This is a genomic window from Winogradskyella marincola (assembly GCF_029624125.1).
GTDB lineage: Bacteria > Bacteroidota > Bacteroidia > Flavobacteriales > Flavobacteriaceae > Winogradskyella > Winogradskyella marincola.
In genome coordinates this window covers 438,467-451,419 of the sequence record NZ_JARSBN010000002.1, presented here as the reverse complement: position 1 = coordinate 451,419, position 12,953 = coordinate 438,467, and the positions used below count along the sequence as shown (strand labels likewise).

5 protein-coding genes are annotated in these 12,953 nt (G+C 33.1%); 1 reads left to right on the top strand and 4 read right to left on the bottom strand.

Features of this window, described 5'->3' with window-relative positions:
- Nucleotides 1-15: 15 nt before the first annotated feature.
- The 4 genes from P7122_RS05245 to P7122_RS05230 form a co-directional block, all read right to left on the bottom strand.
- Entirely contained in the window at nucleotides 16-1,839 is a 1,824-nt protein-coding gene (locus tag P7122_RS05245) for a glycoside hydrolase family 2 protein (RefSeq protein ID WP_278004725.1), read from the bottom strand.
- Nucleotides 1,840-1,853: 14 nt separating this feature from the next.
- Nucleotides 1,854-3,470, bottom strand: a complete 1,617-nt coding sequence (locus tag P7122_RS05240) for a RagB/SusD family nutrient uptake outer membrane protein (RefSeq protein ID WP_278004724.1) — start codon at nucleotides 3,468-3,470, stop codon at nucleotides 1,854-1,856.
- 24 nt (nucleotides 3,471-3,494) lie between these two features.
- The gene (locus tag P7122_RS05235) at nucleotides 3,495-6,491 is read right to left on the bottom strand and encodes a SusC/RagA family TonB-linked outer membrane protein (RefSeq protein ID WP_278004723.1); all 2,997 of its coding nucleotides are present in this window, start codon (nucleotides 6,489-6,491) and stop codon (nucleotides 3,495-3,497) included.
- A 206-nt stretch (nucleotides 6,492-6,697) separates the two neighbouring features.
- Complete coding sequence (locus tag P7122_RS05230) at nucleotides 6,698-10,843, bottom strand: hybrid sensor histidine kinase/response regulator transcription factor (RefSeq protein ID WP_278004722.1); 4,146 nt, start codon at nucleotides 10,841-10,843, stop codon at nucleotides 6,698-6,700.
- 311 nt (nucleotides 10,844-11,154) lie between these two features.
- Between P7122_RS05230 and P7122_RS05225 the strand changes: the two genes are divergently transcribed.
- Entirely contained in the window at nucleotides 11,155-12,855 is a 1,701-nt protein-coding gene (locus tag P7122_RS05225) for a PKD domain-containing protein (protein WP_278004721.1), read from the top strand.
- Nucleotides 12,856-12,953 lie beyond the last annotated feature (98 nt).

Genomic DNA, 12,953 nt, shown 5'->3' with positions numbered 1-12,953 from the left:
CTTAAATAATTCATACTATTTATATTCCTTGGTTTTTTTCTTGTAATATTCTTGTAAGGTGAAAAATGCTTTTTTCTTTTCTCCTGTATTGGAAATTAAACCTTTTCTATTCCAGAAGTTTTGAAATACTGGGTTCTGTCTTCTTGGAGATTTAAAATCGACTAAAATCCAAGGCGTCATTCCTCTTAACCCATCCATTTTGTCTAACATTTCAAGTTGATTAATGTAGATTAACTCTTGATGTTCTTCGCTCCACATGGTATCGTCATCTCCATGAAAGCCTGCTAAAGCTCCTGCTCCAAATTCTGATATAATTACGGGTTTGTTAAATTTAATATCGTAAGAATATTTTGGTAATTCTTTTGCGTTAGACCAATACCAACCTCCATATTCATTAAAGCTTGCTAAGTCTAATTTGTCTCCTAAATGATCTTCTACTGTAATTTTATAACCTTCACGTTCTATTTCTAAAGCTGCTGCCACTAACCTTGTGTCGTCTAATGCTCTTACTTTATCTACAAGTTTTCCCATAAAAGCATTTCGGTCTTCATTTACAGGTGTTTCATTTCCTATAGACCAAATAATTACACTTGCTCTGTTTTTATCACGTTCTATACCAACGGCCAATTGATTTTCTGCATTAGCATAAGTTTCTGGGTTGGTCCAAGAGATTGTCCAATACACAGGAACTTCTGCCCAAACCAACAAGCCCATTTCATCTGCTAATTGCAACATTCTTTCATTGTGCGTGTAATGTGCTAGGCGCACATAGTTACACCCTAATTCTTTTGCCCAAGTGAGCAACATTCTCATATCAGCATCAGATCTTAATCGTCCGCCTAGCAATGGGTTTTCATCATGGACAGAAATACCTTTTAAGAATATAGATTTGCCATTAAGCAGAATGTTTTTATCGACAGTTTTAATGGTTCTAAAACCTATTTTATCGTGAACTTCATCTAACTTTGAAGTTATTTTTACATCGTAGAGTTTTGGTGAATCAGGTGACCAATAAGTCAGTTTTTTCACTGGGATATTAAACTTCACTAAACCTTGATTATCGGTTTGGAAGGTAGATTTAATCTTTAATTCAGGGATTTCTACTACAACATCTTGAGTACTGTTAATACCCTCAACTTTTACAAACCCCTCAATTAATTTTTTATTATCCTTTGCTAATTGCACTTTATAATCGTTGATATATTCTTTTGGTGTGCTTACCAATAAAACATCTCGTGTAATCCCTCCGTAGTTCCACCAATCTGTATTAATGGTTGGTACTTCATCTTTCTTTCTTGTATTATCTACCATAACAACAACAAAGTTTTCACCGTCGTTAAGTTTTGAAGTGACATCAAACTGAAATGGAGTAAAACCACCTTTATGAGTTCCTAATTTTTTACCGTTAAGATAGACGTGGCATTCGTAGTTTACTGCAGCAAAATAAAGGATGTAGTTTTGGTCTGTTGTTGGCTTTATCACAAAATCCTTTTTATACCATAAGGTACCTTCGTAAAAAAGTAAGCGTTGATCTTGTGAGTTCCAATCTCCAGGAACATCTAATGTTGGCTCATTGCTAAAATCGTATTCTACTTTGGTTTCCTTAGAGACATTATGAAGATTGTCATAGAAGCCTCCTTTACCCGATTTGCTTTCATCAAATGGCTTTTGTCTATAATCTAAATAACCCATTTGATATGGATCAATGATATAATTCCATGAGCCATTTAGACTTATAGCTTCTCTATCAAAGACATTTTGAATGATCTTTTGGCTATAAGTATTAAAACTGATTGTTGTAATCGCTATTAGTGCGAAAATAATTTTTCTATAATTCATACCTTTTATAAATCTTAATATCCAATGTTGAACTGTGATGCATTTTCACCTATAATGTCTATTTGACTTTGAGGTATTGGGCAATTCACAAAATGCGGTTGAAATGGTGTTGAGCTATTGGCTGCATCATTAGCTTCTGATGTAGAATTATCTCCGTTTCTGTAATACATAGAAACGCGTTCTTGTAATAAGCCTAAACGTTTTAATAAGAACCATCTATTATTTTCAAAAGCCAACTCCCTTGCTGATTCTTCTAAATAGTCGTCCTGGTTCCATGATGGAAAGTCTACACTAGGAGCTGCTACATTAGGGTCTAAGCCATAACCTCTACGTCTTACCTTATTAAGATACTCTAGAGCTGTTCCATTATTTCCAAGATTGGCATGAGCTTCTGACCCTAACAATAGAGTCTCTGCAAATCTGTAATACATATAGTCTTTATAACTTTCTAATGTATTTGGTAATTTGGTTTCGAAATCAGCGTATTTTTTTAGGCTCCAGTGAAATCTTCTGTAGTTGTCTTCTGGCTCTGTTATTGGCTGTCCAAAATTTGGATGCTCTGGGTTATTCACATAATATTCTGTATAATCCTTTGGCCAGTAATAGGTTGTAAAACGTAAATCTGTTGCCGTGTCATATAAAGATTCTAAATAACTATTAGGGAAGAACCAACCTAAGGACTGTCCACCATATTCTACATCATTGATAACTTCGCCACCTGCTACAGGATCTGAGCCCGATTGTTTTTCGTAAAGTCTTTGATTAAAGACACTTCCTAGCCAAAATCCACCACCTCCAGCAAGTGCATCACCTTCTCCTAGTAACTGATCTCTTTGGTAAACAAATAACGCTTCTTGATGATTTACATCGGTTCCAAAAACTTGATCTATATTAACTAGATCGTGAGTACCATTATTAATAATTGCATCAAACTGATCTGCTGCTTCTTGCCAATCTCCTGTCCACATGGCAGATTTACCTCTCAAATGCCTTGCAACACCTTGTCGGTAACGTCCTATTTGATCTTGCCATTCTAAATGCTCTATAGCAAAATCTAAATCTTGATTGATAACACCAAAAATAGCCTCTTCAGAAGCAGCTTCGTAAACTACTGGGTCATTTATGTTTTCGGGTGTTGTTGGTACGGTATCTAAAATTATAGTACCATACATTCTAATTAAATCGAGGTATAACTCTCCTCTAATAACTTTTGCTTGTGCTACTAATTTATTTTTAGCATCAGCATCCATATCAATAGATCTTGCACTCGTAATTATGGCAGAAGCCCTATCTATAACTCGGTAAGCATTGTTCCACTTATCTGCCGGAAACCTCGCTGGTGTATGTTGCGTAGCTCCATAAGGGGTAAACCATGTTCTGTGCAGTCCTAAATCTGTAGCGGCTAAAAAGAATACATTAGCTCTTAAATTATCATTATCACCGCTTGGAGAATTATAAATTCGCATTCTGTTATATAATGCGTTAACTCCAACTTCTAATCCTTCAGGAGAATTATAAATATAATCTACTGAAACCTCATCTAATATTTCTTCTTCAAGAAAATCTTCACAAGAAAACAGCATTATTGCTATTAACACTGAAAACGATAATAGGTGCTTAATATTTTTCATAATAATTGTTTTATTGTTTTGCTTTTAAAATCCTATTTGTAATCCCATAACCACTGTTACCGCTTCTGGATAATCACTCGGGTTTTTCTCGGGACTGTAAGATTGAAAATCTGTAATGGTTACTAAATTGCTTCCGGTTGCATAAACCCTTAATTTGGTAAGTCCTATGCTAGTTAAAAGGTCTTTTGGAAGTGTATAACCTAGTGTAATGTTTTGCAACCTAATATAGGAAGCATCTTGTAACCCTAATGAATATATATTGTCTGGGTCATTACCTTCTCTAGGTCTTGGGAAATCTCCACCTGGATTTTCTGGAGTCCAATAATTCTGTTTAATTCCGTTTTTAATTCCTCTTAAAGAACCTCCTTCTAAATAACCGTATAAGAATGGGTTATTTCTAGTTACTCCTTGGACTGTATATATATCGGCAGAAAAATCAATGCCTTTATAGTCTGCACTAATCGATAATGTTCCGAACCAATCTGGTGATTGAGATGTTATTACTCGATCCTCATCGTCTATAATATTATCTCCATTTACATCTCGTAATTTTACGTCTCCTGGAAGTGCTGTAGGTTGTGCTGAACTAACAATATCTTCACCTTCTTGAAAAATACCTATAGGTTGGTACTGATAGTATACATTAATTTCTTCACCAATAAATCTTCTATTAAGAATATCATCGTCTTCGATACCATCTCCATTTTCATCTCTACCGTATAGACTAATAATTTTGTTTTGATTTTTAGTAAATGACATTCCAACGTTTAAATTGAAATTTTCATTTCTTACTACATCTGTATTTAAAGTAATTTCTAAACCTTGATTCTCAATCTCGCCAATATTGGTAAGCTTTGAGTTGTAACCCGAAGAAGGGTCTAACTGCTCTCTAACTAAAAGATCTTTAGTTCTTGTATTGTAATATTCTATGGTAGATGTTATTCTATTATTAAAAAGACCAAAGTCTACAGCTGTATTAAAGGTTGTTGAAGTTTCCCAGCGTAAATCTGGATTTGGCAACGTAGTTCCTGGCACATAACCAGACACTTGGTTATCATCTATAATATAGTCTCTCTGATCTGCTGTACTTTGACTTTGACCTGGGCTTATCCCTTCGTTTCCGACACTACCATAACTAAATCTTAGTTTTAAATTATTAATAGCATCTACATCTTCTAAAAAGGCTTCTTTGTGAATATTCCACCCAAAATTAGCTGCTGGAAAAAAGGCCCATTTATTATTTCTTCCAAAGACAGTAGAACCATCAGCTCTTCCAGAGATTGTTACATAATATTTATTATCAAAATCGTATTCTAATCTTCCTACTGCAGATACAATACCTCTTTTATTAGCACTTATACTTGGAGTATTTAGAAATGCTCCTTCTAAACCGTTTATGCCTAAAATATCATTTGGTATTCTTTCGGCAACATTCTGAAAATTATTATAAGTTGTTTCAGATATACTCTGAACTGCTGTAATACCAAAATGATTAATTTCGTTTATATCAAAATCGTAAGTAATAATATTTTCTAATTGCCACTCTACATTATCCTGAAACTGAATAGATCCACTACCTTGACCATTATTTGCAATTCCTGATAACGATTGTGTGGTATTGTAAGACTTACGCTTATAATTCCATGACCTTCTACTTAAATTAACTCTGTAATTTAAGCCTTCAATAGGTGAAATATCAATAAAGAGGTTGAGTATATCATTTCTTTGGTCTGTTACGTTTGTGGTTTCATCTAAATCAATTAATGGGTTTTTATTTTCTTCAAACCCACCAGGTAAGTAACGTAAGGTACCATCTGGGTTGTAAACACTTCCTAAGGGTGCTGTTGTTAAAGCATTTAAAATTACACCTCCGTTGTTTGGGTTATTAGTTTCTGAAAATTGAAATGAGGTATTAAGACCTATATTTAACCATTCATTTATTTTTTGATCAGCATTTAATCTTAAACCTACTTTATTATAACTCGAGTTTGGAATAACTCCTTTAGTATTAATATAATTTACACTACTAAAAATTCTGAATTTTTCGGTTCCAGACGATATATTGATTGCGTGGTTTTGTGTTTCACCGGTTCCGAGCACTAAATCTTCCCAATCTATATAATCTTGGTTTTGCACACTAGCTAATTCTAAACCAGAAAATATATCTTCATCTAATCTATATTCACCTCCATTATTTGTTCTGAAAGCTTCTCGCTTTAATTGTGCAAATTCTTCTCCGCTGTAGATATCAAAATTTCTATTAATGGTTTGTATACCAGAAAAGCCATTGTAAGACACTGAGGTTTTTCCTTCTTTACCTCGTTTTGTAGTAATAAGAATCACTCCATTAGAAGCTCTTGCACCATAAATAGCCTGAGCAGCAGCATCTTTTAATACCTCTAACGAAGCAATATCATTAGCATTTATATCGTTTATACTACCTATGCGTACACCATCTGCAATGACAATAGGATCATTTCCTCCACTTATAGAGCTTTGACCTCTAATTCGTATTGTAGATGAACCTCCTGGTGCACCACTAGCTAAAGTGACCTGAACACCTGCCGCTTTTCCTCGCAACATTTCTCCAATATCTGATGTTGCTACCTTTACTAAATCATCTTTGTCAACAGTAACTACAGAGCTAATAATATCACTTTTCTTTTTTGTTCCGTATCCTACAACCACCACTTCTTCAAGCGCTGAAGCATCTTCTTCTAAAGTTGCATCAATTACATTTTGAGTCCCAACAGTGATTTTTAATGTCTTAAATCCTAGATATGAAAATACCAGAACATCTTCTGGTTCTGCCTGTAATGTATATTCGCCATCAAAATTAGTTTGAGTTCCTATGGTCGTTTGATCAATTAAAACATTAACACCAGGCAATGGCACACCTGTATCATCTACAACTTTACCTGTTATAGTTTTGCTTTGCCCATAAACACTTGTAAACAATGTACAAAGCAATGTAAATAGTAGTGATTTAACACATCTAGATATTATAAATTTATTTCTCATCTTATCATGTAAATTAATTGAAATACACTATGCAGCACACAAATATGATTGAATAAAATAAATTTATAGGTATTAAAATATGCGTTTCAAGGGGTGCTAATGTGTTTGGTTTTTTACACCCTAAAAAAGAACTACTTAGCAGTATTACAAACCTAACTAGACGCCTTAAAGAGGCTTAAAAAACTTATTATTTTGACTAAAAGCTTTTATTTTTCTACTTCATTTTGAAGTTTTTTATAAGCGGATGGCGAGTGATTATATATTTTTTTAAACTCTCTACTAAAATGTTTACGATCATTGAAACCAACCATAAATGCTATTTCGGATATAGGATAGGTTGTCTTTACAATAATGTCTGCTGCTTTTTTTAATCTCAACTGTTTTATTAAACTAGCAACAGAATGATTAGTTAAAGAATTTACTTTTTTATAGAGAATTGTTCTACTCATTCCAATTTTATCAACCAACATACTTACGTCGAAATCGGGATTTTCTAAATTTTCTTCAATAATTTTCATTAACTTCTTAAGAAATAACTCTTCTGGTGTAGTTAATTTATCGAGGTCAGAATCCACAATAAAATTGCCACTGTATTTTTGCCTAAAGATTTCTTTTGATTTTAATAAGTTTTGCACACTCAGCAATAATACTTTAGTGCTAAAAGGTTTTGAAATATATGAATCTGCTCCTGTGGCTAAACCTTCCACCTTATTATCTACTGAAGCCTTCGCTGTTAACAGTATAACAGGAATATGATTGGTGCTCTCATTAGTTTTTATATACTTACAAAATTGTAATCCGTCCATTTCTGGCATCATAATGTCAGATATTATTAAATCTGGAATTTCTTTATCCATATAACTAATTGCCTCCTTAGCACTAGAAAAGTCTAACACGTTATAGTTTTCAATTAAAACATCTGCAATAAATTTTCTTACCTCATCATTATCTTCTACTGTAAAAATTGTTTTCTTATCAGGATCGTATACCGTGTATTCAAATTCAAAATTCTCGTGTGTTGTTATAGGTACTTTAGTGTTAGAATCAGCGTCAATAACGTTTTTACTCAAATTTAATTCGTCATCATCAACTTGATTGATATCTAAGTGCGATTTGCCCATTAGTAATTCTATCTGAAACACTGTATTAGCCCAAGATTCTTTTTCTTCTTCCAAGACTAACTTTCCTTTGTGCAACTCTACAATTGATTTAGACAACGCCAAGCCTACGCCACTTCCCATATTATGAACACCTCTATCGTCTACTTGAAAAAACCGATTAAAAATGGTGCTTTTATTTGCTTCGGGAACTCCAATACCATTATCTTTTATTTTTATTAAGACTTTCTTGTGCTCGTTATGGACTTGCTCTACTGCAAATACAATTTTTCCGTTCTTTTTAGTAAACTTAAAAGCATTAGAAAGCAGGTTGTAAACCACTTTCTCCATTTGATTTTTATCAAAAAACACTTTTATAGAGTTAGAATTTAAAACAAAATTATACTCTATGTTTTTCTTTGCTGCAAGACCTTTAAAAGACTCATATATTTCAAAACAAAAGGCCACAATATCTTGTTCTTCGCAATAAATGCGCATGTGCCCTTTTTCTGCTTTTCTAAAATCTAATAATTCATTGACTAGCTTTAATAAACGATCAGAGTTTTGTTTTATAGTTTTTAGTTTACTTTCTGATTTTGGGTTATTGTCTGTGTCTTCTAATAATTCTTCAATAGGCCCTTTTATCAAAGTTAATGGTGTTCTTATCTCATGAGAAATGTTGGTAAAGAAATTAAGTTGCATGTTCAACATTTCTTGTTTACGCTCACTCTCTACATTTTCTAAAAACAATTTTCGTTTTAATTTCATCCTGTTGTTTATAAACTTTACGATGATTAAAACTATTAGAATAAACAACAGCAAATATGCTAAGTTTGCCCACCAAGTCTTCCACCAAGGTGGTAATACTGTAATTGCTAGTGTTTTTATATTAGGATTCCAACTACCGTCTTCTATAGTAGATTTTATAGACAATAAATAGTTTCCAGGATTTAAATTAGAGAGGTTTATTCTATTTTGAGTCCCAGTATTATGCCAATTATCTTTTCTTAAATCATCATCTAATTTATACGCATATTTACTTTTTCTAGGGTTTATAAAATTTAAACTACTAAATTCTAAACCTATATACCCTTGATCATAATTAATTGTAATGTTTGAAGTTTCAGAAATAGGCTTTTTAAGAATGGAATTGTCTTTACTAGATTCTACAATTTCGTTATTAACTATTAATGTTGTTAATACAATTTCATTTTCATTTGGTGCTTTGTATATAAGGGAAGGATCAAAAATGGTGATTCCTTTTACTGCACCAAAGGCAAGCTGCTTTTCATTAAACAAAACACTGGCATTACGAGAAAATTGCTTTACAGAAACCCCATCTTTTCCAGAAAATTTACTGATTTCGGCAGTATTAAAATCAAACTTTTTAGAAGAACTATCAAGCTTTATTCTGAATAAAAAGTCTTCTGAACTCACCCATAAATTCCCTTCTGCATCTTCTGCAATACTTTGAATAGAAGCATTTGTAAATCCTTTATCCTTATTTAATACAAAAAAACGCTCCTTAGATTCGTCAAAGTAAAAAAGACCGTCATAATCGCCTCCAATCCACAACCTTCCTTTAGAGTCTGTAAACAGTGCAGTTAAACTATTGTTTCCTATGGAAGGTTGGGTTGTCGTTTTATAAATTTTTGTAACCTTACTAAGTGCTTTATCAAAGTAATTTAATCCGTTTTGTGTAGAAATCCAGATACCTTCTTTTCTGTTTTCGAGATCTATAATAAAATTATCTGACAAACCACCAGGCGAAGCATCTGCTAAATAATTTTCGATAGTTCCATCTGGTAATATCTTCTTAAGCCCATTACCATCAGTACCTACCCAGATAATATCATTGTCTACAATTAGCGATGTTATAGGTCGCTCATTTGCTTTAGAATCTTCATAAGATAGTGGTATGGAGGTAAACGTTTTACTGTTTTTATCAAAATTAAATAAACCATTGAAAGTGCCGCAAATAAGATGGTCTTCATTCATTCTAGCTAAAGCAGTAATTAGATTTTTGGTTTTACGCTCTGCTTTTTCATTTACCTTATAATGGCTAGAAACATTTGTTTTAAAATTGAGGTGTGTAAGTCCACCTCCATATGTGCCAACCCATAAATCATTCTCGCCTTCTGCAATAATAGCTGTTGCTATAGCGTGGTTTAGTCCAAAATTTGGGTAAACCGTCTCTCCAATATTTGTAAAATTAGAATTGGCTTTATTATAAAAATTTATCGCTCCAGACCTTGTGCCTATCCATAAACAATCGTCTCTATCTTTTAAAAAACACTGTAAATTATTATCTGTAAGGCTACTCGTATTTAAGGCATTATGCTTGTATTTTGTAAAAGTTTTAGTCTTTTTATCATATACATCCAAGCCATTTTGGGTAGCAAACCAAATGGTATGCTCGTCTACCGTGATGATATCATTTATCCAATTAGAAGAAATAGAATTATCAGCTTCAGAATTGTTTGCAAATTGTACTAAAATATCATTTTCTTTATCATATTTAAAGACACCCTTAGTCTCTGTTCCAAACCACAAGTCACCGTTTGATTCCTTTTCAATCTTCCAAACTTTAGCTTTTAAAAAATCAGGGTTGCTTTGAAAAGCATTAGGTAAATCTTTAAGCAAATTGGTTTCGGGATTAAAAGCCTGTAGTCCTTGTGCTGTTCCCAATAAAATACCATAATCTTTATCATAAAACAATGACAACACACGACATCTGTTGAGAATAAAATTAGAATCATTAGAAACCTTTTCTAAAAGGTTTTCTTTCTTATTTAGTTTTTTAACGCCTCCAAATGTCCCTACCCAAACGTTATTGTTTCCATCCTCAACAAACGAACTAATATAATTGCGACCACCTTTAGTAAGCGAAATATCAATAAAACTAAACGTATTAGAATCTTTATTAAATTTATTTACTCCATGGTTAGTGCCAATCCATAAATCTCCTTCATTGTCTTCAAAAACCACATTAACGTGATTGTTACTTAAACTCCCTTCTCTTTTATCTCTTACATACCTATCAAAACTATAACCATCATACCGAAACAAACCATTCTCTGTCCCAATCCAAATAAAACCTTTTTTTGTTTGAACCAAACTAGAAATCATGCTTGGAGAAAAATCCTCATCATAATTAATTTGCTCAAAATTCAATCGCGTAACTTGTGCTTGCAAATAATATTGAAGACAAATTAACAGCACAAAACCTATTTTATATTTAATTGAATTACACATAACTTTGAAACTGAATTACTGATTTAATAGCTCAATTGAAAGTAAGAGCAAAATAAAATTATAATAGCATATATGAACCTTTAAAGATATCGTTTTAGGGGTGAGAACGTACATCTGCAATTTTAAAATCACCTAAAAAAACACTAATATTCTGATTATTAATTTATTAAAAAAAATCAAATCTTAAATTCTGAATAAAACTTATAACTTATCTGTACAAGTGTACGTTCGCACCCCTAAAGAGAAACAATTATAATCTATAATCTCCCTTTATAGTATAAACTTTGCATTACCATAATTTTTGAATTACTATGACACCTAAAAAAGTAAAATTCTGCAAACTATTTTATTTCATTTTATGTCTCACAATACTTAATTTTTCTTGTGAAGATGATATAAGAGAAGTCACTTTGTACGATAATGGAGAAACTATTGCTAATGTTTCTAATACTCATTTAGAGTTTGGAGAAACAATTAATTTTACAAGTTCCTCTACAAAATCAATTACTACAGATTGGACCTTTGAAGGCGGAACACCAGCAACATCGATTAATCCAAATGTTGAAGTAACGTACAATTCTTCAGGTACGTTTGAAGCACAATTACTTGTTAAATACGTAGATAATACAACAGAAACCTTTACCTTTTCAATATTTGTAGAAGAAGATCCAGATGCTGGTCCTGTAGATGTACCCTGTGGCGAATACGGAAACTTTGACATCGTATTGGTAACCGATAACGTAGGTGCAGACCAAGGTTTTATTAACTTACTTGAAGGTGCTGGTCATACAGTACAAGCCTTAGAAGGCCAATACAACAATTTAAATTCTACAGGTGCTAATCAATTAAATAACTTTGATCTTGTTATCATTTCAAGAAACACTAATAGTGTTCAAATTGGAGGAGAAAATAGTGCTTTAGCATCAATTTGGGCAACGGTTGAAACTCCTGTTTTAAATATGAATCCTTATACTGCCAGAAGCTCTAGACTTCAACTCTTTAATAGTACTGAAGTAGACGAAGGTGGTGGAAATAGCTTAGATGCAAACCTACCAGACCATCCTGTTTTTAGCGGAATCACCTTAACGGATAATAATACAGGCGCCATTCTTACAGGTTCAGGATTACAAACCGTTATCGTTTCAGATGTTGGTAACGGTACATTAATCGCCTCAGATGATTCCAAAGTAGCAATCGTAGAATGGGATGCTAATGTTGAATTTTATGATGGTGCAATACCTGCTGCTGGAAAAAGAATGTTTATGTCTTCTACATCTGGCTATATGTTAAATGAAGTCGGTGATGCCATCTTATTGAATGCTGTACAATATCTTGTTGCTGGAGCTATCCCAGAACCTTGCAATACAGGTGGACCTTTTGATGTAGTACTTGTAACTGATAGTGTTGCAGATGATCAAGGTTTTATTACCATATTAGAAGAGGCTGGACATACTGTGCAAGCCATAAATGGTCAGTTTAACAACCTTGATGCAGGAGGTGCAAATCAATTAAACAATTTTGATGTAGTAATTATTTCTCGAAACACCAATAGTGTTAACATTGGTGGCGACAATAGTGCACTAGTAGATGTTTGGGCGTCAGTATCTACACCAGTACTTAATATGAATGCTTACGCAGCAAGAAGTTCTAGACTACAACTTTTTAACAGTACAGATATTGATGAAGGCACTGGAAATAGTTTAGATGCTAACCTACCTGAGCACCCTATCTTTACAGATGTTGAATTAACAGATGGAAATACAGGAGCTATTCTTTTTGCTGATGGATTCCATACCGTGTTAGTCTCTGATGTAGGTAGTGGTACCCTTATAGCTTCTGATGGTACCAAAGTTGCTATTGTAGAATGGGAAGCAAATACCGAAGCTTATCCTGGAGCGGTTCCTGCTTCAGGAAAACGAATGTTTATGTCTTCACCAACAGGTTATAGACTAAACGAAATAGGAAATACCATTTTTATTAATGCCGTAGAATATCTAGGTGCTGGTAATTAATAACTAAATTTTAAAATAGTATATAAAAAACCTATGAATGCAATACGTCATAGGTTTTTATATATCGTTTTTATACCTCTAAAGTTCCCTCTAAATTA

Excerpts from the sequence above, each read along its gene's own strand:
- P7122_RS05245 (WP_278004725.1), bottom strand. The coding sequence starts at position 1,839 with ATGAATTATAGAAAAATTATTTTCGCACTAATAGCGATTACAACAATC.
- P7122_RS05240 (WP_278004724.1), bottom strand. The coding sequence starts at position 3,470 with ATGAAAAATATTAAGCACCTATTATCGTTTTCAGTGTTAATAGCAATA.
- P7122_RS05235 (WP_278004723.1), bottom strand. The coding sequence starts at position 6,491 with ATGAGAAATAAATTTATAATATCTAGATGTGTTAAATCACTACTATTT.
- P7122_RS05230 (WP_278004722.1), bottom strand. The coding sequence starts at position 10,843 with ATGTGTAATTCAATTAAATATAAAATAGGTTTTGTGCTGTTAATTTGT.
- P7122_RS05225 (WP_278004721.1), top strand. The coding sequence starts at position 11,155 with ATGACACCTAAAAAAGTAAAATTCTGCAAACTATTTTATTTCATTTTA.